A 23,231-nucleotide genomic window follows, 5' to 3' on the forward strand; every position below is an offset into this window, starting at 1 on the left:
AATCGCGCCGCTACGGTGATTTATTGAAAAGTGACGGTTTTTTTGGGTTTTTGGTCAACCGCCAACGAGAACACATCCGGGCGGGCATAATGTCCGACCACGTCAAAATCATAGCGGGCGCGAATCAGTTCATCGGTGTCGATTTGGGCCGTGAGTAATCCTTCGCTGCCGCGCAACGGTCCTGCCAGCACATCCCCAAGTGGACCGATAATCACACTTCCCCCCTGAATCAGCGGGCGCTGGCTGTCCCAGCCGGGGATCTCTATACCCAATTCGGCTGGCGAGGGTTGCAACTGGCAGGCGCTTAACACAAAACAGCGACCTTCGTGGGCGATATGCCGCATTGATGCCTGCCATACATCACGTTCATCTACCGTGGGCGCGCACCAGATTTCTACCCCTTTGGCATACATGGCGGTACGCAGCAACGGCATATGGTTTTCCCAGCAGATGGCGGCACCGATACGTCCGGCCTGAGTATCCACCACCGGCAGCGTAGAACCATCGCCCTGGCCCCAAATCAGGCGTTCGGTTCCGGTTGGCATCAGCTTGCGATGTTTTGCCACCAGACCATTTTCCGGTTCGAAAAATAACGCGCTGCAATACAGGGTGCTGCCTTCACGTTCAATCACACCAATCACCAGTGCGGCCTGGGTGCGGTGTGCCAGTGCGGCCAGCGCCTCCGTTTCTTTACCCGGCACATCAATGGCGTTGGCAAAATATTCTGCCCAGGTTTCACGTCCCTGTGGCAGACGATAGCCCAATTGGGTGCCAAAGGTTTCACCTTTCGGATAGCCGCCAAGCAGGGCTTCGGGCATCACCACCAGGCGCGCCTGGCTGGCAGTAATTTGTTGTTCATAAGACAGAATCTTCTCTAACGTCTGCGCTTTACCTTCAGGTGCGGAGCCAATTTGTAGCACCGCCACGGTTGAGGATGTCATGGCAATTTACCTGTGAGCGGGGAGTTGAAGCCAAGGTATACCTTGGTATAGTGCTATGAATCAATCCTCAAAAATGACTATCAGATATGAATACAATTAATATCGAGTCGCTTGACCTGAATTTGTTTAAAGTTTTCGAAGCGTTGTATGAAGAGGGCAGCGCCAGCCGTGCTGCGCTGCGTCTTGGCATCACCCAGTCGGCCGTCAGTGCCGCGCTGGGCCGGTTGCGGAAAATTTATGGTGACCCTATGTTTGAACGCACGGGACGCGGCTTACGCCCGAGCCGTCGTGCGGAGGAATTAAAACCCATTGTCAGTGAAGCGTTAAATCGCTGTCGTCAGAGTCTGGCGCTGGCGCAGCGGGAACAGGCGGAATTCGAGGGCAGAACCCTGGTGTTAGGCTGGTCCGACGATTATGAAATCGCGCTGGCACGCCAGTTGATCAACCGTGTGGCAGAGGCGTATCCCGGACTGCGGCTGATCTTCCGACAAATTCACAGCCGCATCGCTGCCGGGATGTTGATGAACCGGATGGTCGATTTGGCCGTGACTTCTGGCAGTGGCAACTCGGCGGCGTTGAGTAAAGAGTTGGTCGGGGTCAATGGTTACGCCTGTGTACTGGACTTTGCACCGCCAACCGGTGAATTGACGCTGAGTGACTACACCCAACTGCAACATATTCTGATCTCTTCGGGGGGCGTGGTGGGGATCGTTGATGAAGTGTTGGCTGAGCTGGGCCTGAAACGCACGGTTGAAGCGGCGGCGACCCACTTTTCGGCGGTGCCTTATCTGATCAAAGGTTCGCGCTCGATTGTGACGTTACCCAGCCATGCCGCTCAGGCTATGGCGATGATGTTTGATTTGCGGCTGGTTCACTGTCCAATTGCCTTACCCGATTATCCGATCGAGTTATCCTGGCGAACTGACAGCCTGAGGGACCCGGCGGTGGCCGGGGTCAGGAATATTCTGCGGGAGTTATTGAAAGCCATCCCCCCGGTAGCGGCGCGATTCTGAGCGCGCTGCCAGAAAAAACCGCGCGATAAATCGCGCAGCTACGGAAGTGGTGAAGTGATAAATCGCGCCGCGACGGAAGTGGTGAAGTGATAAATCGCGCCGCGACGGAAGTGGTGAAGTGTTAAATCGCGCCGCGACGGATTCAGAAGCGTCTGGCCGGGCTAAACGGCTCCATCGCAATGCTGCTGCGTTCACCGTGCATCATCTCTGCCAGCAGCATCCCGGTGGCCGGGCCGAGGGTAAATCCCTGATGTCCATGACCAAAGGCGCACCACATGCCGCGTTGTCCCGGAACTGCGCCAATTACCGGTTTCATATCCGGCATGCAGGGACGGGCACCTTTCCAGGGTTCCGCTTCGACCGCCTCTCCCAGCGGCAACAACTGCCGCGCCACCTGTTCCACCGCTCTGAGCTGATGAGGGGTGGCGGGGGCATCAATATGCGCCAGTTCCGCCCCGGTGGTGATACGCAACCCGCGTGCCATCGGGGCCACCAGATAGCCGCGCTCTTCATCCAGCATCCAGTGACGTGGCGTAGCGCCAGCGACCGGCTGGAAATGTTGATGGTAGCCGCGCTTCACAAACAGCGGCGGACGGTAACCGAAATCACCGGTAAGCTGTGGACTCCAGGGACCGAGAGCCACCACCACCTGACGCGCTTTCACCGCTTCACCATGCTGATTATCAACCTGCCAGCCACCCTCAGTTGTCTGACGCAACGTCTGCGCGTTGCCCTGATGCCAGGCTGCGCCACGAGCAAATAACAAGGCGGCATAGGCTTTTACCAACGCGCCCGGATCGCGCACCGTCAGGGGATCGCTCCAGTACACCGCACCACTCAGTTCAGCCCGCAGCGCGGGCTCGGTGGCGCGCAGTTGGGCTGCATCCAGTTTGCGATGATTCACCCCCAGCGCCAGCAGGTTATCAGCCTCAACAAAGGCCGCATCACGCTGTTTATCGCTGCGAAACAGCATCAGCCAGCCACGTTCGCCTAACAGATGGCGGGCATTAGCCGCATCGAGCAGGGCTTCATGGGTGTCGATCGACAACGCAATCAACGAGGCGTAAGCCGCCGCAATCGGGGCATAAGCGCGGGGTGCTGAGCGAGCATAGTAGCGCAGCAGCGGTGACGCCAGCGCCGGAATGGCACGCGGATGATAGCGTACATCCAGCCGACGGTTGCCTGCCACGCTAAGTAGCGTCTTGATATCACGCGGGAAGGCGTAAGGATGCACCGCCTCCCGCTGGATGATCCCCGCGTTACCGTAAGAGGTTTCCTCGCCGGGTTCGCGCCGGTCCAGCAGCGCCACATCGTAGCCGCGCTGTTGCAGGTGGAGGGCGCAACTGACGCCGACCATTCCCGCGCCCAGCACTAACACATCATGTGCCATCGCTTCACTCCGTTTTGGGTTTCTGTGCCACCACGGTAATTTCCAGCAGCGCCTCCTGCAACACTAATCCAGCCAGTACCGTGGTTCGCACCGGCAATGGATCGCTAAACCATTTGGCATAAGCCAGGTTAAAGGGTGCAAACAAGTCCGCGTCAGTTAAATAAACGGTGCAGGAGAAGATATCCGCCAGCGTGCAACCCTGTTCTTGCAGCGTGGCTTCGATAGTTGACATGACGCGGTCGGTCTGACGGCTGACTTCCGCCGCCAGCGTGCCATCTTCTTCAAAACCGATCACGCCGGATAACCACACCTGGTCACCGACCAGACGCACTTTGGAAAAAGGTAAATTCATACGATCCTCGTTTACTGGCCTAAAGGGAGATAAAAATCCGCCATGCTGGCGATGGGGCGCGCCTGACGCAGTGCGTCAAGGTCCGGCACTGGCCGCGCCAACTGCGAATCGTGCTTAAACTTCTGTTCCAGCGCCTGCGCCACGCGGAGTACACCGCTGTCATCACCGCGCTTGCCGATAATCTGTAAACCAAACGGCATTCCCAGTGCATCCTTGCCAACGGGTAAGGAGAGGGAAGGCAGCCCCGCCAGCGAGGTGACATAGGCCAACGCCAGCCAGTGATAATAGGTGCGCGTCGGCTGGCCGTTGATTTCTCGCGGGTAAAGTTCGGTCCACGGACGCGGGCTGATGGTCACCGCCGGTGACACCATATAATCATAGTCGTGGAAGAAGGCTTCCCAACGACGATACAACTGGGTTTGCAGATCCAGCCCACGGGAAATATTCAGCGCGCTGTAGCGCAAGCCTTCCTCAATGTTCATCCGAACATTTTCCCCCACCAGTTGGGGATTCTGCTGATATAGCTCCCGCGTGCCGGTGAGAAACAGCAGCGAGCGCAGCGTTTCAAAGGCTTCATTTGCGCCGTGACAATCGGGCGTCGCTTGCTCGGCACTGGCGAACAGTGGGGCGATATGCGTCATCTTCTGACGGAAGCTGTCAGCAACGCCTTGCTCAGTAGGCGCGAAACCAAAATCGCTACTCCAGGCAAGGCGCAGCGACGACAAATCGGTTGTGGGTAGCGGGAAAAACTCCTGTGGCTGGCGTAGCTGACGCCCCGGCACCACATGGGAGAGCGGATCGCGCGCATCCTCGCCCTGCATCACGCTTAACATCAGCGCGGCATCCGCTACCGTGCGTCCCATCGGGCCAAGGGTGGAGATTTGCAGCCAGGCACAGCCGCGTTTTTCTGCCGGAATCAAACCTGCCGTGGGGCGAAATCCCACCACGCCATTAAACGCCGCCGGGTTACGCAGCGAACCGCCGGTGTCGGAACCGGTCGCCAGCGACACCATGCCGCAGGCCAACGCTGCCGCTGAACCGCCAGACGATCCTGCCGCTGAACGGGTGGTATCGAACGGGTTGCCGGTGGTGCCATACACCGCGTTGCGCGAGTTACCGCCTGCACCCCATTCTGGTACGTTGGTTTTACCCACCACGTTGGCACCGGCGGCACGCAGCACTGCCACCAGACGCTCATCCTGGGGTGCGAGGTTATGGCGCTTCGCCACGCTGCCAAAGGTGGTAGGCAGGCCGGCCGCATCAATCATATCTTTGACGCCGAGCGGTAAACCGTGCAGCGGGCCAAGCGGTTCGCCGCGCAGTACCGCCTTGTCCTGCGCCTGTGCCGTGGCACGCGCGGCGGCGAAATCACAGGCGACCATCGCGTTAACCGCGGGGTTGACCTCTTCAATACGGTTGATGCAGCTTTCCAGTAATTCACTTGGGGCAATGCTTTTTTCCCCAATTAACCGACGGGCTTCGCTCGCCGGGAGATCACATAACGTTTCCATCGTCAGATCCTTTATCAATTAAACCCGCGCGATTTATCGCGCCGTTACGGAGTCGGCATAATTGCCTGGGTGCTTGTTTTCTCGGTGCGGATGGTCAGGCTCATCAGGGTTGAGAACAGCGCTGCGCCCATCAGGAACAGAAATGCCGACCCGAAGCTGAAATGTTGCACCATCAGGCCGATCGCCAGTGGGGCGATAAATCCAGCCGCCTGGCCGCCAAAGTTGATCACCCCGATGCCCGAACCCACCATGCGCGGCGCCAGAATTTTGGTCGGAAGCGCGACGGCGATCGCCAGCACAAAGGATTTAAAGAAGTAGGTAAACGCCTGGGCGATAATCACCCCGGTGAGGGTTTCCGCCCGGTACATGCAGCCGATGGCAATGGCGGTAAATAACGCGCTGAACAGCAACATCAGGTTTTCGCGGCCATTGAAGAATTTCACCATCACCCAACCGCCGATGGCAGTGGCGATACCGGCCATCAGATAGGGGATCGGCAACAATACGCCGACGGCTTTGAGGTCAAGATGGCGTTCCGTCATCAGATACACCGGCATCCAGGAGTCGAGGCCTTTGTTGATCAGGCTGAGGCCAAACCACACCGCAGCAATCTTCCACAACAGCGGATGTTTCATGACGCTTTTGACGTCACCCAGGTTGATGCGGCTACGTTGCTGACTGTCACTGGCCGGGGTGTTACGCACCGTCAGACTGTATATCAGGACAAACGCCAGGCCCAAAATCCCAATCAGCATAAAGGTGTGACGCCAGTGAAAATGCAGCAGCAGTGGGGCAATCAGTAGCGGGGCGATCATGCTGCCGATGTAATTTGACGAGACCAGCAGCGAGGTGATTTTCGGTTTTTGTTCCGTGGTGTAGTTTTCCGCCGCGTTTTTGATCGCCGCAGAAGGAAAGGCACCTTCGCCCAGACCAAACAGCAGGCGAATCACCAGCAGCGAGGCCAGTGACCAGGCCAGTCCGGTCAGCAGGGTGAACAGCGACCAGAAGCCAATCGCCATAATCACCACCATCTTGGCACCGTAGCGATCGGCCAGCCAGCCGCCCGGCAGTTGCATCAGCCAGAAGCCAAAATAGAACACACTTAACACCAAACCCAGCTCAGACGGGCTGAGATGCATCTCAGCGGTGAGCGCCGGTGCGCCCATACTCAAGACAACGCGATCAATAAAAGCGATACACCAGGCGATATACAGCAAAATAACCACCCAGTGCCGGTAGAACGATGAATCTCGCATGGCTGTTCCTTAATAACCGGTGAATTGAATTTCGCAACGCAAATTCATCCTGCCATGCGTTCAGGGTTATCACCATTTCAACTTTTTCACGCCAGCGATATCAAAAAGGCAAAGATAACGCCATGATAAGTCATGGTTATCCTGAAGGGGCAAAATCAGCCCCTCAGCGCGATTTTTAATAAGTGGCGGTTATGATGTGACGGCGGAAATAAACGGAAAGGCGTCCATTTCGCGAATAAAATGATCGATAAACGCGGTTACCGCTTTCGGCATACTGCGTCCCGCGAGGGTATTTAGTTCGATATTGATGCCGTGCAGATCCTGACCCACCAGCGGTACGGCACACAAATTATGGGTACGAATATATTCCCGCACCGTCATTTCGGAGGCCACCACCATGCCTTGCTCATAACGCACAAAAGCCAGCAGGGCGCTGATGGAGTTGGTGACAAACACCGGGGAGATGGTGATGCCCTGGCGGCTACAGCAAGCGTCAAACAGGCGGCGCAACATGATCGGCCGTTCCGGCAAACCCAGCGGATAGCCACTGAGCTGCGACAATTGCAGGCCGCTGCGTTTCGCCAGCACATGGTCCGGTGGCATCACCGCCACCAGCCGTGACTGCAAACGCCAGGCAACGTGAATATTCTCTTCCGGGATCTGGCTGAAGGTCAGCCCGAGATCGCTTTCCCCCTCGCGTAATCGCCGCACCACCTCTTCGGCGTGGGTAACATGCAGGCGAAAATGGATATCGGGATAGTGGCGGCGAAAGGAGGCGATCATCATCGGCAAAAAATCGACGCTGAAACCGGCGGAGCTGTCGATACGCACCTCGCCTTTCCGTAATCCATTGAGTTCCGCCAGCTCGTGCAGCACTTTTTCACTTTCCAGTTGCGTGCGGATCGCCCACGCCGCCAGCAGTTCACCGGCAGCGGTGGGGATCATCCCTTCCTTGCGACGTTCAAACAGCGTTTCGCCCAGCCGATCCTCCAGCCCGCTAATCTGGCGACTGATCGCCGAAGCGGCGACATTCAGTTTCTGAGCCGCCAGGCTGAGTGAGCCGGAGCGCACCACTTCAAGGAAGTAACGTACCGAGTTTTCCTGCAAGTGGCGTACTTTCATGCTGATCCTTGTGCTATTTAATGTTGGATGATTTGATCGAGGAAGTTCCTCGCCCGGGGTGATACCGGTGCGGTGAAGAAGGTTTCTGCCTCAGCATCTTCAATAATTTCGCCGCCGTCCATAAAGATAACGCGATCGGCAATTTTACGCGCAAAGCCCAGTTCGTGGGTGACACAACACATGGTCATGCCTTCCGCCGCCAGTTCCGCCATCACCGCCAGCACTTCGGCGACCATTTCCGGGTCCAGCGCTGAGGTTGGCTCATCAAACAGCATCACTTTAGGGTTCATCGCCAGCGCGCGGGCAATTGCCACACGCTGCTGCTGACCGCCCGAGAGCTGCGCCGGGTATTTGTGGCCGTGCCGCTCCAGTCCGACGCGTTGCAATAATTCCTGGGCCTTATTTAACGCCTCCGCGCGCTGGCGTTTCAAAATCCGCATCTGCGGCACCAGCAAATTATCCAGCACCGTCATATGTGGAAACAGCTCGAACGACTGAAACACCATACCGACTTGCTGACGCAGGCTGGTGAGATTGGTTTTTTTATCACTTAACATCATGCCATCAACATTGATTTCGCCGCGCTGAAACGGTTCCAGCGCATTGATGCATTTAATTAAGGTCGATTTACCGGAACCAGACGGGCCGCAAATCACCACCACTTCGCCTTTTTTGATATTGAGGGTGCAATTTTTTAACACCGGCAACTGACCATAATATTTCGACAGATTATTAATGGCGATCATGCAGATTTCTCCTGCAAAAGGGTTAACAGGCTGTTCGCCACAATCTGCGTGGCACGATGTAAATCATCCAGGTGTACGCGCTCATCGGCGCGATGTCCGTTGGCCTCAAGGAAACTGCGCGGCCCGGCCCCGTACATAATGGTGGGAATACCGGCGGCACTATACAGACGGGCATCGGTATACAGCGGCAGACCCACTAACGGGATAGGTTCTTGCAGGATAGCTTCGGCCTGCTGGCTGAAAATGTTCGCCAGTTCGATACTGGCAGGCGATGAGGTGAACGGACGCGCCAGCAAAATACGTTTCACATCACAGGTGATACCGCTGAGCTGTTGTTCAACATCCCGAATCAACGCCAGCAACTCCGCTTCAACCGCTTCCGGCTGCTCTTCCGGGATAATGCGACGATCGAGGCGGATCACCAGGTTATCCGACACCACGTTGGTGTTGATGCCGCCCTCAACCAGGCCAATCACCAGCGTGGGGGAATCGATACCCGCTACCGCAGAATGTTTTTCCGCCAGCGTGTCGCGATAGCGATACAACGCGGTCATTAAACGGTTACCGGCTTCAATGGCGTCACAGCCGCTGGACGGGAAGGCGGCATGGGCGGATTTGCCCTGCACGGCAATTTCCAGATGCAAACACCCATTATGTGCGGTAACGACAAAGTAGCTCAGCGCGGCGCACACCGCGTAATCGGGTTTACTGATGCCATTCTCCAGCAGCCAGCCGGGACCGGTGGCGCCGCCCGTCTCCTCATCGTATGTGATGTGCAGTTCGATGGTGCCGTTTAACGCCGCCCCGCTGTGGATCAACGCCAGCAAGGCATAGGTGTAGGTGGTGATATCCGATTTAGACACCGCCGCACCGCGTCCATACAGCCAGCCATTTTCAATTTCCGCACCGTAAGGATCTTTGCTCCAGCCGCCGCCCGGCGGCACGACATCGCCGTGCGCATTCAGCGCGATCGTCGGCCCCGGTCCGAAACGATGGCGCACGATCAGGTTAGTGGCGCTGCGCATCCCGGCTGCCAGTACCACCTCATCTGGCACGGTAAAGGTTTCAACCTCCAGTCCAACGTCGCGCAGTAGCTGCGCGGTGACCAGCGCATGTGGGGTGCAATCGCCCGGTGGGTTGTCGGAAGGCGTCTGCACCAGACGTTTTAACATCTCAACCTGTTGGGAGAAGTGACTTTCAATCCATGTGGCGACACGTTGTTTACTCATTGACTGCGGTCCTGTGATTATCGAAACGGGAAAGGTGGAAAGGCGACAGATCGATGTCGCTGCTGCCGCGCAAAATGAGCTGCGCCAGACTGTGGGCCACCACTGGCGATAGGGTGTAACCATTAGAAGTGACGGCGTTGTAAAAACCGGGCAGGCCGGGGACGTCGCCAATGATCGGCGCGCCATCAATATTGATATTCATCCCGGCCCAGCTACGTACCATATGCAGGCCACTTAAGGCAGGCAGGACGCGATTGGCGACCCATAAATTGCCTTCGATACTTTCGCGACACGGCTGATTCAGGCGCATCGCCGGGTTAAATTGCGCGCTCCAGCCGCCGCCAATTAATAAACTGCCGTGGGCGGTTTGCTTCAGGCTGAGGTGACGCCCGGCGTGGGCAATCAGATGATCGACCAGCGGCACGGCACGTTCGGTGACGATCATTTGCAGCGGTGCGCCTTTCACCGGCACATTGATGCCGACCATTTCACCCACTTTGGCCGCCCAGGCACCGGCTGCGTTAATCACCCGTTGGGCTTCAATCACGCCACGGCTGGTCTGTACCCGATACCCGCCATGTGACATGCGTTCAATCGCTGTCACATCGGTGCCGCGCTGAAAGCGTGCCCCCTGGGCACGCGCCAGTTTGTTCACCACATAAGTGGCGCGCAGTGGGTTGATTTTGCCCTCCATTGGGCAGAATTCAGCGCCGATCAGCTGCGGGGAAAGGTGAGGGGAAAGCCGTGCCAGTTCACTGGCATCCAGCAGCGTCGCGTCGATGCCAAAGCGGCGTTCCAGCGCGATCTTCTGCTCAAGAAAACGCATCTCCTGCGCGGTTTCCGCCACCATCAGACCACCGGTGATTTTGATCTCCAGCGACTCACCGCTCGCCGCTTCCAGTTCCTGCCACAGCCGCACCGAGAGCGGCCCAAGTGGTAGCGTTTGCGCAGCGGGACCACCTCCTTGCTCGGCTTTGGCACCAAAATCAAACGACAGCAGCTGGACATGCAGGCTGCCCGCGTTGGCGCCGGAAGCCTGTAAATTGATGTCGTCGCGCTCCACCACCAGGGTATCCGCGCCGCCAGCGGCAAGGTAATAGCCAAGACAATTGCCCATGACGCCGCCGCCGATCACCAGCACATCCGTTTTTTGCGGCGCTATCGGTGAATTTTCGACCGGGCGCGCCAGGTTAGGGGTGATAGCCGGTTTGTGGCCGCCCCATTCCTGTTTCTCAAACGTCAGCGCGGCGATCGGCACCGGACGAACCGGGAAGCGCGGGGCATAAAACCCGGCGGTGTGGTGGTGACGCCCGGTCATTTCGCTCACCAGTTGCGCCACCATCCCGGCGCAGGTGCGCCCCTGGCATAATCCCATCCCGACGCGCAGGTTACGTTTCAGCGCGGCGGGTGTGTCGATACCCTGACGGATCGCGCTGCGCAAGCGGCCAAGGGTGATATTTTCACAACGGCAAATCACCGTCTCATCGGGTTGCGCTTGCAGGGTGACCGGCGGTGCCTGGTACACCTGCCACAATGCCTGCTGGAATGATTCGGCACGGGCAACCTGTTTTTTCAACTTATGCGTATCGATGCCGCTCGCCGTTTTCCCCAGCGCGCTGAGTGCGCGATAACCGGCCAGCTGACCGCGAGCCTGGGCAATCTGCGCGCCACCCAGCCGTGCGCCATCACCGACAACGTACACGCCGGTCACGCTGGTTGCGCCCTCGGCGTCGGTTTTGATCGTCGGGGTGCTGAAAGGTGTGCTGGCGAGTTGCTGTTCACAACCCAGCGAACGCGCTAAATCGGTGGAGGGAATAAAACCGTGTCCCAGGCACAGCACATCGCACGGGATTTCGCGACTGGAGCCAGGAATGCGTTGTCCGGCTGCATCCACCCGCATTACGGTAATGCGTTCGAGGCGATCCTGCCCGTGTGCGGCAACCACTTCATAACCCCAGCTTACCGGCACGCGGTTTTTCTTCAGGATGGAGAGATAGTACTGGCCCTTGAGCAACAACTCAGGGGCTACTTTGGTCATGGTGAGGATCTGGCGCAGCAAGCGGATGCCGGGTTTTGCTGCGCGTTCCAGCACCTCAACCACCTGACCTTCGCTGGCAACCAGTTCAGCGGCAAACTGGAGATTCAGCGGCCCGTTGCCACTTACCACCACTTTTTCGCCGGGGATCACCCGATAAGCTTTTGCCAGCGTCTGGCCTGCGCCGGTGGTCATCACCCCAGGCAAAGTCCAGCCGGGAAAGGGCACCGGGCGTTCATACGCACCGGTAGCGATAATCAATTGCTTCGGGCGAATCAATAATGACGTGTCACGCCAGATAACCCCGATCTCCTGTGCGGAGAAGGCGGCCCAGACCGTGGCCTGTTGCAGGATCTCAACCCCGGCTGCCAGGGTTGCTGACAATAACTGCTCGCCATCACGCCACTGCTGCGGCGCTTTGCCGTGCAAGGTATGAGAAGGGGCCAGCGGTTTAAAAAACTGGCCGCCGCTTTGTGGTCGCTCATCAATCACCAGCACCGTTGCACCCGCACTGGCCGCGACGCGGGCGGCTGAAAGTCCGGCGGGTCCGGCACCCAGCACCAGCAAATCGTACTCGCGTGTTTCCGGTGCGATGTTGTCTGGCACCGATGTCAGAGGAATGGCCGGGGGTTGGTCGGCGCGCTGGCTGTGCACCTGCATACCGTCCTGCACTAACGTCATGCAACTGCGTTGCGATCCTTTGCCATCCACCTGCACCACGCATTCGTAGCACGCCCCCATGCCACACCATAAGCCGCGTTTTTCGCCCGGTGTTTCCTCGCGGATTGCCACAATATTTTGCCGCGCAAGGGCAGCAGCAATGGTTTCGTCAGGCAGCGCCGGTACGGCTTTGCCATCAAACCAGATGGTCAGGCGGTCGCCCGCAGGAGTGATATTTGGTGATTTGAGTTCCATAACGCTTGTGATCCAGCAACGCTTGTGTATACAGTATGTATACGGTATACAAACGGTATGCATCAAGTATTTTCTTAAGGAACTCAATATGGCAGCGTTTCGCGGTACTTATACGGTGTTGATTACCCCCTTTACTCAGGATGGTTTAGCAATTGACGTGCCAGCCCTGGAAAAATTAGTCGATTGGCAAATTGAACAAGGAATTCATGGGCTTATCCCGCTGGGCAGTACCGGTGAATTTTTATCCATGACGCGTGAGGAACGACAACTGGTCACCGAAACGGTGATTCGCACCGCCAGAGGGCGTGTGCCGGTGTTGATGGGTACTGGCGCAGAATGGACGCCGGAATGCGTTGAATTGAGTAAAGAAGCCGAAGCGATGGGCGCGGATGGCGTGATGATTATCCCGCCGTTTTATAGCTGCCCGAACGAAGACGAGTTGTTTGCCCATTATCGTGCAGTGGGTGAGGCCATCTCGATTCCGATCATGATTTACAACAACCCGGCCACCGCCAATGTCGATCTGCTGCCGAAAACCGTGGCGCGTTTATCGGAAATCGACACCGTCAGCTACATCAAGGAATCCACCCTTGAGGTGACGCGTGTACGCGACATCATCGAACTGTGCGGCGATCGCATGAACGTTTTCGCGGGCATTCTGGGTTACGAATCTTTCTGGCTGGGTGCCTGCGGCTGGGTGGCGGTGGCGTCCAACCTGTTACCGGCGCAATGCGCACAGATGTTTGAAGCCGCGTGCGATCGTCTTGACCGCAATGAAGCGCTGGCGCTGTACCACAAAATTCTGCCCGTGGTGCGTGCCGTTGGCGGGCCACATTACGTGGCCGCCAGCAAAGCGGGTCTGGCGATGATGGGACTGGAGGTGGGGATCCCGCGCGCTCCACGTCTGCCGCTTGCCAGCAACCTGGAACAGGTGCTGCGACATGAATTAGAAAAACTCAACGTGCTGAACAGCTTCAAGCACTGATAACCGGCCTGATTGTTACTTATTCGGAGAATGTAAATGAACGCGAAATTAACCCTGATTGCGGCTGCGTCTCTTCTGACCGGTAGCCTGTTTGCACAGACCAGTTTTGCCGCCTGTACCCCGGTGCAGGGCGCAACGCTGGTGACCGCGGGTGAGTTAAAAATGTCCACCAACCCGACACTGCCGCCACTGCAATATGTTGACGGTGAAGGACAATTAAAAGGAATGCGTATTGAGCTGGGCGAGGAGATTGCCAGGCGCCTGTGCCTGAAACCTGACTATACCCGCATCGAATTCTCCGCAATGGTGCCCGGTTTGCAGGGTGGCCGCTGGGACATGATCAACACCGGCATTTTCTTCACCCCGGCGCGCGCCAAAATGATGTACATGATCCCGTATGAAAGCCAGGCCATCAGCGTTTCGGTGGCACCCGCCGATAGCGGCAAGATCCAGAAGGTTGAAGATCTGGCAGGTAAAAGCGTCGGGGTAGAAATCGGCGGCTTTGAAGAGACTACCATCCGTAAGATCAGCAAAGAACTGGAAGCGAAAGGCCTGAAACCGGTAGATATCCATACCTTTGATAACTTTACCGTGGCGTTCCAGGCATTGCGTGCACAACAGGTGAGCGCGGTGATCAGTATCGATGCAGTCGCAGCCGATTATCAGCACAAAGGCATGTTCAAACAGGTGCTCTCTGGCCTCGAACCCACGCCGGTGGCCATCGCCTTTAAAGATGCCCATCTGGCTGACGCCACCGCCAAAGTGCTGAACCAGATGAATGCCGATGGCAGCTTACCTGCGCTGTTTAATAAGTATGGCGCGAAGATGATCACCGGAACCTTTAGTGTTCAGGGTCCTAACTCTTAAGCGAAGGAAATTTCATTATGATTCAGGGCTGGAGCTGGGAAGGGTACTTCCATTATCTCACCAACTATTTCATTTTCATGGGGGCGGTGAACACCGTCCTGTTAACCCTGGCGGGTATGGCTGGCGGGCTGGTACTGGGAATATTACTGGCCTTTGCCCGGCTCTCGCCCTGGTCCTGGATTAATCAGATCGCACGGGCTTATATCTGGGTTTTTCGCGGCACGCCGTTACTGGTGCAGCTGATTATTATCTATACCGGCCTGCCACAAATCGGTATCCGCTTTGGCGTGATTGAGGCGGTGGTGATGGGCCTGGTATTGAATGAAGCCGCTTACCTGGCGGAGATCATTCGCGGTGGTGTGCAGGCGTTGCCGAAAGGGCAAATCAATGCTGCCAAAGCGCTTGGTTTTAACCATCTGAATGTGGCGCGCTATGTGATTTTCCCGCAAACCATGCGCTTAATTCTGCCCTCTTTGGGGAACAGTTTTAACGGGTTACTGAAAACCACCTCGATTGCCTCGGTGATTTCCGTGGAGGAGTTGTTACGTCGTACGCAAATCCTGATGCAGGAACAGTTCATGGTGTTGGAGCTATTTATGGTTGCCGCCACCTATTACCTGCTCCTCACCACCTTGTGGGACTTTATTCAGCGCAAGATCGAACGTCATTACGCCAAAGCCTACCAGAGTGCCACCCACACCAGTGAACCGGCACAGCCGAGCTTTAAAGAAGTGTCCAGCGCTTACACCAGGGAGACGCAGCCATGAAATCCTTTGATCTGATTGTGAAAAATGCCGATATCGTGACGGCATCCGAACGCTATCGGGGTGATATTGGTATCCATAATGGCCGCATCAGCGTGATCGCGGCTGAGCTGGATGCCGCGCAGGCACAGCAGGTGATTGATGCTGAAGGCCGCATGGTGACGCCTGGGGGTGTCGATGCCCATTGCCATCTCGACCAACCTTCCACCGATGGCTCGGTGGGGGCCGATGACTTTATCAGCGGTACCCGTTCAGCAGCCTGTGGCGGCACCACCACCATCATTCCGTTCGCCATGCAGTTTAAGGGGCAGAGCCTGAAGCAGGCGATCGCCGATTATCATCAACGGGCGGAAGGCAAAGCCAGTATCGATTATGCGTTCCACGTCATTATTACCGATGCCAGCCAGGCGGTGATTGACGAGATCCCGGAAGTGATTGCGCAGGGTTATACCTCGTTCAAGATTTATATGACGTATGACGCGTTAAAACTGACCGATCATCACATCCTCAATGTGCTGGAAGCCGCACGCGAGGCGGGTGCGATTTCGATGATTCACGCAGAGAATGATGATTGCATCAGTTGGCTGACGGAACGACTGAAAAAACAGGGGAAAACTGCACCGCGTTATCATGCGCTGGCGCATTCGCCCATTGGTGAGCGCGAAGCGACGCACCGCGCTATTTCTCTGGCGGAGTTGGTTGATGTGCCAATTCTGTTAGTTCATGTATCAAGCCGCGCCGCCATAGAACAGATTTACTGGGCGCGGGGTCAGGGCATCAATATTTTCTCCGAAACCTGCCCGCAATATTTGTTTCTGACCGCTGAAGATCTCGGTATTGATGACAGTTTCCACGGCGCGAAATGCATTTGTAGCCCGCCACCGCGGGATACCGATAGTCAGAATGCGGTGTGGAATGCCTTAGCCAACGGCACCTTCACTATTTTTTCCTCGGATCATTGCCCGTTTAATTTTGATGATCCTCGCGGCAAGAAATTACACGGCGACAATGCCTCTTTCGACCTGGTGCCGAACGGTATTGCCGGGCTGGAAACGCGTTTGCCGCTGTTGATGAGTGAAGGCGTATTGCAAAACCGTATCTCGGCACAGCGTTTTGTCGATTTGACCGCCACCGCACCGGCAAAACTCTACGGACTTTATCCGCAGAAAGGCAGCATCGCGGTGGGTTCAGATGCGGACCTGGTTATCTGGGATACCGATCTCGATAAAACCATTACTAACAATGATTTGCATACCAATGCTGATCACACTCCGTATGAAGGCAAACGGGTGCAGGCGTGGCCCGCCCTCACGCTTTCGCGCGGTGAAAAAGTCTGGTCAGAAGGGCAATATCACGGCAGAGCGGGCAGTGGGGCGTTTCTGCCCTGCGCGGTGCCTTTCCCTGTGAGAGGATAATCCGGTAAACTCACACCCAATTTTACTCCTGGAAACTGCATAAAGATGACCGACTATCAGGATCATACTCTTGCTGCGATTATGGCTGCGAAGCCGTTGTATATGAAATCAGCCAGTCTGTCTGAACAGGTTTATGCATTGCTGAAAGAGTTAATTCTGGAGCGTAAGATCCCCGGCAGCAGTGAAATGCTGGAGTCGCGCCTGGCGGAAGAGTTACAGGTATCCCGCACGCCGATGCGTGAGGCACTGGTGCGCCTGGCAGGTGAAAATCTGCTGGAACGCCGCGGTGCCCGTTCTTATACCGTGCGCACCATCGATATCAAAGAGTATCTGGATACTATGGCGCTGCGTGAGGTGCTGGAGGCAGAGGCGGTGGGTAAGGCGCTGGACAAAATCAGTGCCGCCACCCTCGACAACCTGATTAAAGAGTTGCAGGAGTTGATCGCCAGCGAAACTGAGCAGGAGCATCTTTACTGGCGCTTCGATGAAAAGCTGCATAACACCATTGCCGAAGCCAGCGGCAATCTGGTGCTGGCGCAGGTATTGAAGGGATTGCGGGTGAACGTGCGTCTGTTTCGTCTGCACAGCCCGTTGCACCGGCAGCAGGAAAATCACGCTGAGCACCTTGATCTGTTGAATGCCATGCGTGAAGGCGACCGGGAAAAAAGCCTCGCCTCAATTCGTAAGCACATCATTAACCTGCGCACTGACGTAATCTCTTCGCTGTAAACGCCATTGATAAAGTCATAGCTTGACGGCTATGACTTTTTTGTCGCCTGACAAAAGTTTCTGCTAAACCCCTGCGGATTTACACCCAAAAGTTTCTTCTGGCGCGTGAAAACTGCCGCCATTTCGCGCATGCATTGTTTAAGCTGACTTCAGCCTAACAAGTTGAAAATGAGGAAATTTTTTATATGAAAGTGCAAAAATTAACGCAGCCAGCGGCCATTAAACAGTTGGAAGATTGGGGCAGCGTTGAGGGTTTACCCGGCACTGCCGCCATTCAGCTTTCCGGTATTCAGACGGTGATTGCTGGTAAGGAAGACATTGATTGCGGCATCTTTGCCTGCACCGCGGGAAGCTATCGTCGTGGCGTGAAACAGGCGGAGGTCATGCATTTCCTCGAAGGGATTGGCAGCTTTACGCCAGACGGTGAGGCCACTTTAACCTTCAAACCGGGCGACAGCTTTTTCTTTGAAGCCAACACGCAGGGCACCTGGGTGATGGAGACGCCAATGCGTAAGTTGTATGTGATTTTTGATGCTACTGCGTAATTGCACTGATGGGTAACGGCGCGATTGATCGCGCCGGAAGTGGGCGAGGGGATTACGCCCGTATTGGGCCAGGAGGTGGGATGACGAGGGTGTTTAACGACTGGAGATTCTCTTCCAGTTGGGTAACAACCTTATTTAGCTTGTTAAGCGTGAGTGTAGCAGCGTCGAATTGATCCCAGACGGGACTAAATCTTTCACTGTTGCAATGCCTCTGTAAATTGCTCACGATATCCGCCTCCTTACTTTCAACTTGTCGAAATAGATTCTCCAATAAATCAAGGTCATCGATAATATTATTTATGAAAACATTGTTTTGTTTTACAATGGACTGGTCGCCATACTTATTATTCGCTTTGAATGTCTGAAGGTATTTCCTGCATTCCAGTATTTTATTATTAATTTCATCGCCTGCGGTGTTGAAACATCTTTCGAATGAGATGCTTTTTAAGTCCGGACTGGCATTTACAATTTCCCCGTCAGGAAGCCTGACGTTGGTGAGTCTGACGTTTTTTATTTCGCTAATGATTTCCCGTAAGGTATCACAGGCTATTGTCTTATGTCGTATTGCGGTGGTTAAGATATCCCTTTCATTTTTTGTTGACCTGGCGCAGCGCTGCGTTATCTCATTTTCTACTATTTTATTGGCTTTTTTCAGGATGCCTGACGTTGCGTCAACTTTTGCTGACTCTTTACGCGACAACCATTCCTGGCTGGTTTTAATGTTTTGTTCGCAAACATCCTGGGGCATACCAAAAGACTTAATAAATTCGGAATATGATGTGGAGCAGGAAGCCACGCCCTGATTAGACACCATGCTGTTACCACGATCATTATTTATAAACTTCATAGATGAAACCATATTGCCATCATTATTCTCATTGGGCTGACTGGCAATACGTGTAACAGCCAAAAGGGGCATCAGGAGGAATTGAAATGATGACCTCATTATTTTTCTCCATTGGTTTATGTCGAGACATGAAAACATAGCATGAGGATGAGTTGTCTCCATTGCCGTTCAGAAAAATATCAGGGAAGTGATGAGATATAAGGTTTAGATCAGGCATCGCTACGTGAATTCTGAGAGAAGCGCAGGGGGATTGGGCGGGAGATTTTGCGTAGCGCTGCCAGGTGTGTTCCGGTTATTTCGTAGCGGCGCGATTTATCGCGCATCATCCAGCAGTGGTGACGTAAAACCTGCGCGATAAATCGCGCCGCTACGGGATGGGGTGGCGTTGCGGGGTTAGCCGGATATCGCATTTAACATAATATACATTATGCGCCATTGATCGTGATTTTATCCCCAGACCAGAAATTCAGATTATGTTAAGAACCAGCCCCCGCGGCTGGCTCTTGCTTGTGGCAATTACCAGCTCACTGGCTTCAACTGCATACCATGATTACCCCGATAATTCGGCGATTCTGATGGCTTCCAGTTTGTCAGTAACGCTTCCTGCGGTTTATAGATTTCTACCCCCAACGGACGGCACACTTTCAGCGTATCCTCTGCTTCATCACCCCACATTGGCAATGACAGATCGCCACCCGGACAGGTTGACAGCGCGCATAACAGATCGATCTCGGCAAAGAACTCAAGGTAGTCGCCTTTCTGCGCCGGACAGGCTTTCATAAAATATTGGTCATCATCATTCAGACCAGTGCACTGGAAAACGTTCATCACATCATGAACATCAAATTCCGTCAGCCCCCACGGCTGCACGGCACGCACCAGGTTTGAATGACAATGGAAATCAAAATCCTCACCGGTCAGCAGCTTGTTAACATAAGGATCGCAACGTGTGCCCAGCAGATCATGCACGCGCCCACCGTCGCTATCGATACCATAATCCGCCAGTGAATCTGCGGTAATGGTCGCCATAGGCCGGATAAACGGCAAGTTTGACCACAGACGATCATAAGTAGAAAGATGCGCCCGTTGTAGCTGGCGTGTGCGGGAAACCCACATTCTTTCACGCGGATCGCGGCGGTTCCAGATATTCAAATCCCCTACCTGCGGGCCTTCTGGCGTGGTGATACGGAACAGATGTCCGGCCGGGACTTCCCAGGCAAAACCCGTACGGATCGGGATCAAATGGGATGCGGTCAACTCGCGTGGCCCTTCGGCCAGCGCCTGATAAAACGCGCGATCAACATCCAGTGCAGAGCCGGATGTGCTCTGATAAGCGGCAGGATAATTCGACATCAGTATGATTCTCCTTGAGAAAGAGGATGGCTAAAGGTGGCGGTCAGTTGACGCTCCGAGTAATCGAGATAGTCAATCAGCGCACGACACGCCGCCTCACTTTGTTGTTGGCTCAGTAATGCCAGGATTTCGCGGTCACGCGCAATCCACGGCAACTGAAAGTCACGTTCGCCGGCTCCGCTGCAAAACAGCAGACGTAATTGCGCCAGCAGCACGCTGAAAAAATCATTAAAACGCGCACAACCCAGCATCTGCACGATGCTTTGATGAAAACGCAGACTGTGGGTACCGACGCTGCGCCACGCCTCGTTCGCCGCAGCTTGGGCGGCGTTATCCAGATGCTGCGCCATACGCGCCAGGTGAAAATCACTGATCGGGCTGTTGACCGTCAGCGCCAGTACTTCCAGATGCCGACGCGCCTTGAAAATGTCACGCACATCGCGCTTATCGAGCTGACGAACAAACACCCCGCGATTCTGGTGATAATTCACCAGCCCTTCGCCATGTAAAAAGCGCAGCGCTTCGCGAAGCGTGTTACGCGAGCTATCGCATAACGCTGCCAGTTCGATCTCCGCCAATGCCTGTCCCGCAACCAGGTTGCCGCTGATGATATTTTCTCGCAGCAAAATCGAAATCCGCTCAAAGGCAGGCAAACCCGATAGATCAAGATGTTCTGGAATTTCAATGGTTAAGGTACGGGTTTCTCCGGCAAAACCTTTCATGCTTTGCCCTCAGGCCGTGGCCATATCGTCAATAAAACGGAAGATGCGGTGATCGCGCATTTGACGAATCTCAGCCGGTGAAGCGTCAATTTCAATGCGCCCTTGCTCCATAAACACCACACGATCAGAAATGGCAAAAGCAAACTTCATCTCATGGGTGACGATCAGCATGGTAATCCCCTCCTCTGCCAGCTTTTCAATCACCTGCAACACTTCGCTGACGCGCTCCGGGTCCAGCGCGGAGGTCGGCTCATCAAATAACACCACCGCCGGTTTCATCACCAGAGTACGTGCAATCGCCACTCGCTGCTGCTGGCCGCCGGATAACTGATGCGGATATTTGGTGGCATGTTCCAACATGCCGACTTTATCCAGCATCGCCAGACTGCGTTGATGCAGATCTTCACGGCTATCGAGGTTGTGCAGACGCGGAGCCAACATCAGGTTCTCCAGCACCGTTTTGTGCGGGAACAGATTGAAGCCCTGGAATACCATGCCAAGTCGGGTGATCTGCGCCCGATAAGGCAAGGCATTTTCACGCTGACCGGCACGGATAAATTCTTGCCCCAGCAGTTCCACGCTGCCCTGGTCCATCGTCTCCAGACCATTGACCATGCGGATCAAGGTGGTTTTGCCGGAGCCTGAAGGACCGATAATTGAGATCACTTCGCCGGGCTGGACGCTAAGGTTGATATCCCGCAGCACCGTCTTGCCATTAAAGGCTTTGCTCAGGCCGGTTAATTGCAGAATCGGTTTGGCTGACGCGCTATGGCTTTTACGTGTCTGCACCTGCGGAGCCGGTAAACGGGCTCTGGCCTGGGCGACATCAAAAGCTGCCGGGGTGCGATTCTGCACATCCCAACGACGCTCCAGCCAGCCGAATAGCCGTTCGAACAGGGTGACAATCAGAACGTAGTAACAGGCCACCGCCAGCAGCGTTTCCATCACCTTGAAGTTGTCGGTATACAGACGCTCACCCACCATCAGAATTTCTGATAGCGAGATCACCGACACCAACGAGGTCATCTTCACGATGGTGATAAACTCGTTCACCAGCGTTGGCAGTGAGATGCGTAATGCCTGGGGAATGATGATGCTCAAACGGATCTGGGCGTTGTTGAGTCCTAACGCCCTGCCCGCTTCAAACTGCCCACGCTGCACGGACAGCAAGCCACCACGGTGAATCTCAGCGATATAAGCGGTTTCGCTGATAATCAACGCCAGCAAACCGGCGGCGAATGGGTTAGAAAGCACGCCGCTGGTTGCCGGGAAAATTTGCGGCAGGTTAAAGATAAAAATCAGCAGCACCAACAGTGGCAAACTGCGGAACAGCCAGATGTAACAGGCAGCAGCGTTACGCAGCACGGCATTGCGCGACTGTTTTGCCAGCGCGACTCCCAGCCCCAGCACGATTCCGCCTAACCAGGTCAGCACACTGAGTTGTACCACCAGCCAACTGGCCCGCCAGAAGTCTGCGTAGTGAAATAAACTTATCAGGTAAGGCCAGTCAAATTGCATGCTTCCTCCAGTGCTAACCCTTGTTACAGCGTGCCTGCCAGCGCTTTGGCGGTTTCATCGGCATCCGGCATTTGCAGGTTGTATTTCTGCAACAGCGCTCGATAGCTACCGTCGCTCACCTTCTGTGCAAACGAGGCTTTCAGCGCGCTCAACAGCTGTGGATTGTCTTTATTCACCGCCAGCCCCACCACCACGGGATAAATCATCTGCTGAGAAGAGATTTTCAGGCGGTTACCGGTTTTTTCGACGGTGGCTTTGGCGACGGCAGCATCTTCGTACTGCACATCCACCGCGGCTGACAGCAAAGCCTGAGTGGCTTCCGGCGAGGTCGGGAATTCACGTACCGAAATAGCCCCCAGCCCTTTAGGCTGACAGTAGTCAACAGACACCTTATTCAACCGGGCGATCCAGGCTCCGCCTTTGATCGATGCTACCCGCTTACCGCACAGATCTTCCGGTTTCTGCGGAGCAAAACTGGAGCTGGCGGTCACCAGCAGCGAACCCCCGGTCTTCATATACGGCAGGAAATCCACCTGCTGCGCCCGTTCAGGCGTGACGTAAAGCGTGGAAGCCACGACGTCGAATTTGTTGCTTTTCAGACCGAGGATCAGGCTGGCAAAACGGGTGTCCTTCACCACCGGCTTGAGTTTCATCGGTGAGGCGATCAGGTCAATAAACTCGGCATCAAAGCCCGCTGGTTTATCCTGTTTGAGGAAGTTATACGGCGGATACGTCAGGTCAGAGCCAATGGTCAGACTACCGGGTACAAGGGTGGCAGCCTGGGCCACGCTGAAAAACACAGGTGCGGCAAGACAGGCCATGCGTAACATCGTTTTCATAGTGGAGCCTCTGGTGTTGTTTGTTCAACAATGACTAAGCATTAAGTGTGCCAGTTTTATCTTTGCTGATAATTCATGTCAGAAAGAACCGGCGCAGTTGAAAAACGGAGGCGGGGTTGAACCAATATGGGGCAGGA

General features: G+C 55.3%; 21 protein-coding genes. 7 read left to right on the forward strand and 14 right to left on the reverse strand.

Annotated elements, in window-relative coordinates:
• Nucleotides 1-20: 20 nt before the first annotated feature.
• The gene (locus CTZ24_RS09945; protein WP_208725454.1) at nt 21-941 is read right to left on the reverse strand and encodes a carbon-nitrogen hydrolase family protein; all 921 of its coding nucleotides are present in this window, start codon (nt 939-941) and stop codon (nt 21-23) included.
• Nucleotides 942-1,027: 86 nt separating this feature from the next.
• On the opposite strand from CTZ24_RS09945, the gene CTZ24_RS09950 reads away from it, so the two are divergent.
• A complete protein-coding gene (locus CTZ24_RS09950) occupies nt 1,028-1,954 on the forward strand; it encodes a LysR family transcriptional regulator (RefSeq protein ID WP_208725455.1) in 927 nt (308 codons plus the stop codon).
• 142 nt (nt 1,955-2,096) lie between these two features.
• Here the strand turns inward: CTZ24_RS09950 and CTZ24_RS09955 are convergent, their stop codons facing one another.
• The 8 genes from CTZ24_RS09955 to CTZ24_RS09990 form a co-directional block, all read right to left on the reverse strand.
• On the reverse strand, nt 2,097-3,344 hold the full coding sequence (locus CTZ24_RS09955) for an NAD(P)/FAD-dependent oxidoreductase (protein WP_208725456.1): 1,248 nt from the start codon (nt 3,342-3,344) through the stop codon (nt 2,097-2,099).
• 4 nt (nt 3,345-3,348) lie between these two features.
• A complete protein-coding gene (locus tag CTZ24_RS09960; RefSeq protein WP_021183257.1) occupies nt 3,349-3,696 on the reverse strand; it encodes a RidA family protein in 348 nt (115 codons plus the stop codon).
• Between the two features lie 11 nt (nt 3,697-3,707).
• Nucleotides 3,708-5,207, reverse strand: a complete 1,500-nt coding sequence (locus CTZ24_RS09965) for an amidase (RefSeq protein WP_208725457.1) — start codon at nt 5,205-5,207, stop codon at nt 3,708-3,710.
• Nucleotides 5,208-5,251: 44 nt separating this feature from the next.
• Complete coding sequence (locus CTZ24_RS09970; protein ID WP_208725458.1) at nt 5,252-6,463, reverse strand: MFS transporter; 1,212 nt, start codon at nt 6,461-6,463, stop codon at nt 5,252-5,254.
• Between the two features lie 189 nt (nt 6,464-6,652).
• Nucleotides 6,653-7,585 (reverse strand): LysR family transcriptional regulator, encoded by a 933-nt coding sequence (locus CTZ24_RS09975; protein ID WP_208725459.1) that lies wholly within the window; start codon nt 7,583-7,585, stop codon nt 6,653-6,655.
• A 17-nt stretch (nt 7,586-7,602) separates the two neighbouring features.
• Nucleotides 7,603-8,331, reverse strand: coding sequence for an amino acid ABC transporter ATP-binding protein (locus CTZ24_RS09980; RefSeq protein WP_021183253.1), 729 nt, complete (start codon nt 8,329-8,331; stop codon nt 7,603-7,605).
• A complete protein-coding gene (locus CTZ24_RS09985) occupies nt 8,328-9,560 on the reverse strand; it encodes a M20/M25/M40 family metallo-hydrolase (RefSeq protein ID WP_208725460.1) in 1,233 nt (410 codons plus the stop codon). Before CTZ24_RS09985 ends, CTZ24_RS09980 begins: the two co-directional genes overlap by 4 nt.
• Nucleotides 9,553-12,510 carry an FAD-dependent oxidoreductase gene (locus tag CTZ24_RS09990; protein ID WP_208725461.1) on the reverse strand — a complete coding sequence of 986 codons (2,958 nt, stop codon included), beginning with the start codon at nt 12,508-12,510 and terminating at the stop codon, nt 9,553-9,555. The genes CTZ24_RS09985 and CTZ24_RS09990 overlap by 8 nt, the downstream gene beginning before the upstream one ends.
• 88 nt (nt 12,511-12,598) lie before the next feature.
• Between CTZ24_RS09990 and CTZ24_RS09995 the strand changes: the two genes are divergently transcribed.
• From CTZ24_RS09995 to CTZ24_RS10020, 6 genes are all read left to right on the forward strand, one after another.
• Nucleotides 12,599-13,495, forward strand: a complete 897-nt coding sequence (locus CTZ24_RS09995) for a dihydrodipicolinate synthase family protein (RefSeq protein ID WP_021183250.1) — start codon at nt 12,599-12,601, stop codon at nt 13,493-13,495.
• Nucleotides 13,496-13,531: 36 nt separating this feature from the next.
• Nucleotides 13,532-14,362, forward strand: a complete 831-nt coding sequence (locus CTZ24_RS10000; protein WP_208725462.1) for an ABC transporter substrate-binding protein — start codon at nt 13,532-13,534, stop codon at nt 14,360-14,362.
• 17 nt (nt 14,363-14,379) lie between these two features.
• The gene (locus tag CTZ24_RS10005) at nt 14,380-15,129 is read left to right on the forward strand and encodes an amino acid ABC transporter permease (protein WP_021183248.1); all 750 of its coding nucleotides are present in this window, start codon (nt 14,380-14,382) and stop codon (nt 15,127-15,129) included.
• Nucleotides 15,126-16,541 carry a dihydropyrimidinase gene (hydA, locus tag CTZ24_RS10010; RefSeq protein WP_208725463.1) on the forward strand — a complete coding sequence of 472 codons (1,416 nt, stop codon included), beginning with the start codon at nt 15,126-15,128 and terminating at the stop codon, nt 16,539-16,541. Before CTZ24_RS10005 ends, hydA begins: the two co-directional genes overlap by 4 nt.
• A gap of 45 nt (nt 16,542-16,586) precedes the next feature.
• A complete protein-coding gene (locus CTZ24_RS10015) occupies nt 16,587-17,270 on the forward strand; it encodes a GntR family transcriptional regulator (protein WP_021183246.1) in 684 nt (227 codons plus the stop codon).
• Between the two features lie 185 nt (nt 17,271-17,455).
• A complete protein-coding gene (locus CTZ24_RS10020) occupies nt 17,456-17,815 on the forward strand; it encodes a cupin domain-containing protein (RefSeq protein WP_208725464.1) in 360 nt (119 codons plus the stop codon).
• A gap of 52 nt (nt 17,816-17,867) precedes the next feature.
• On the opposite strand, the gene CTZ24_RS10025 is transcribed toward CTZ24_RS10020, so the two are convergent.
• From CTZ24_RS10025 to CTZ24_RS10045, 5 genes are all read right to left on the reverse strand, one after another.
• On the reverse strand, nt 17,868-18,761 hold the full coding sequence (locus CTZ24_RS10025; RefSeq protein WP_208725465.1) for a hypothetical protein: 894 nt from the start codon (nt 18,759-18,761) through the stop codon (nt 17,868-17,870).
• A gap of 417 nt (nt 18,762-19,178) precedes the next feature.
• Entirely contained in the window at nt 19,179-20,015 is an 837-nt protein-coding gene (locus tag CTZ24_RS10030) for an urea carboxylase-associated family protein (protein ID WP_208725466.1), read from the reverse strand.
• Complete coding sequence (locus tag CTZ24_RS10035) at nt 20,015-20,737, reverse strand: GntR family transcriptional regulator (protein ID WP_208725467.1); 723 nt, start codon at nt 20,735-20,737, stop codon at nt 20,015-20,017. The genes CTZ24_RS10030 and CTZ24_RS10035 overlap by 1 nt, the downstream gene beginning before the upstream one ends.
• Before the next feature lie 9 nt (nt 20,738-20,746).
• Nucleotides 20,747-22,255, reverse strand: a complete 1,509-nt coding sequence (locus CTZ24_RS10040) for an amino acid ABC transporter permease/ATP-binding protein (RefSeq protein WP_021183241.1) — start codon at nt 22,253-22,255, stop codon at nt 20,747-20,749.
• 23 nt (nt 22,256-22,278) lie between these two features.
• A complete protein-coding gene (locus CTZ24_RS10045) occupies nt 22,279-23,094 on the reverse strand; it encodes an ABC transporter substrate-binding protein (RefSeq protein ID WP_208725468.1) in 816 nt (271 codons plus the stop codon).
• Between the last annotated feature and the right edge of the window lie 137 nt (nt 23,095-23,231).

Source organism: Pantoea phytobeneficialis (assembly GCF_009728735.1).
Classification (GTDB): Bacteria; Pseudomonadota; Gammaproteobacteria; order Enterobacterales; family Enterobacteriaceae; genus Pantoea; species Pantoea phytobeneficialis.

Bases quoted from the DNA above. Each gene is read 5' to 3' on its own strand.
- CTZ24_RS09975 (WP_208725459.1), bottom strand. From the start codon at position 7,585: ATGAAAGTACGCCACTTGCAGGAAAACTCGGTACGTTACTTCCTTGAA.
- CTZ24_RS09985 (WP_208725460.1), bottom strand. From the start codon at position 9,560: ATGAGTAAACAACGTGTCGCCACATGGATTGAAAGTCACTTCTCCCAA.
- CTZ24_RS10000 (WP_208725462.1), top strand. From the start codon at position 13,532: ATGAACGCGAAATTAACCCTGATTGCGGCTGCGTCTCTTCTGACCGGT.
- CTZ24_RS10040 (WP_021183241.1), bottom strand. From the start codon at position 22,255: ATGCAATTTGACTGGCCTTACCTGATAAGTTTATTTCACTACGCAGAC.
- CTZ24_RS10025 (WP_208725465.1), bottom strand. From the start codon at position 18,761: ATGAGGTCATCATTTCAATTCCTCCTGATGCCCCTTTTGGCTGTTACA.
- CTZ24_RS10035 (WP_208725467.1), bottom strand. From the start codon at position 20,737: ATGAAAGGTTTTGCCGGAGAAACCCGTACCTTAACCATTGAAATTCCA.
- CTZ24_RS09960 (WP_021183257.1), bottom strand. From the start codon at position 3,696: ATGAATTTACCTTTTTCCAAAGTGCGTCTGGTCGGTGACCAGGTGTGG.
- CTZ24_RS09980 (WP_021183253.1), bottom strand. From the start codon at position 8,331: ATGATCGCCATTAATAATCTGTCGAAATATTATGGTCAGTTGCCGGTG.
- CTZ24_RS10005 (WP_021183248.1), top strand. From the start codon at position 14,380: ATGATTCAGGGCTGGAGCTGGGAAGGGTACTTCCATTATCTCACCAAC.
- CTZ24_RS09955 (WP_208725456.1), bottom strand. From the start codon at position 3,344: ATGGCACATGATGTGTTAGTGCTGGGCGCGGGAATGGTCGGCGTCAGT.
- CTZ24_RS10030 (WP_208725466.1), bottom strand. From the start codon at position 20,015: ATGTCGAATTATCCTGCCGCTTATCAGAGCACATCCGGCTCTGCACTG.
- CTZ24_RS09965 (WP_208725457.1), bottom strand. From the start codon at position 5,207: ATGGAAACGTTATGTGATCTCCCGGCGAGCGAAGCCCGTCGGTTAATT.
- hydA (WP_208725463.1), top strand. From the start codon at position 15,126: ATGAAATCCTTTGATCTGATTGTGAAAAATGCCGATATCGTGACGGCA.
- CTZ24_RS10045 (WP_208725468.1), bottom strand. From the start codon at position 23,094: ATGAAAACGATGTTACGCATGGCCTGTCTTGCCGCACCTGTGTTTTTC.
- CTZ24_RS09970 (WP_208725458.1), bottom strand. From the start codon at position 6,463: ATGCGAGATTCATCGTTCTACCGGCACTGGGTGGTTATTTTGCTGTAT.
- CTZ24_RS09990 (WP_208725461.1), bottom strand. From the start codon at position 12,510: ATGGAACTCAAATCACCAAATATCACTCCTGCGGGCGACCGCCTGACC.
- CTZ24_RS09950 (WP_208725455.1), top strand. From the start codon at position 1,028: ATGAATACAATTAATATCGAGTCGCTTGACCTGAATTTGTTTAAAGTT.
- CTZ24_RS09995 (WP_021183250.1), top strand. From the start codon at position 12,599: ATGGCAGCGTTTCGCGGTACTTATACGGTGTTGATTACCCCCTTTACT.
- CTZ24_RS10020 (WP_208725464.1), top strand. From the start codon at position 17,456: ATGAAAGTGCAAAAATTAACGCAGCCAGCGGCCATTAAACAGTTGGAA.
- CTZ24_RS10015 (WP_021183246.1), top strand. From the start codon at position 16,587: ATGACCGACTATCAGGATCATACTCTTGCTGCGATTATGGCTGCGAAG.
- CTZ24_RS09945 (WP_208725454.1), bottom strand. From the start codon at position 941: ATGACATCCTCAACCGTGGCGGTGCTACAAATTGGCTCCGCACCTGAA.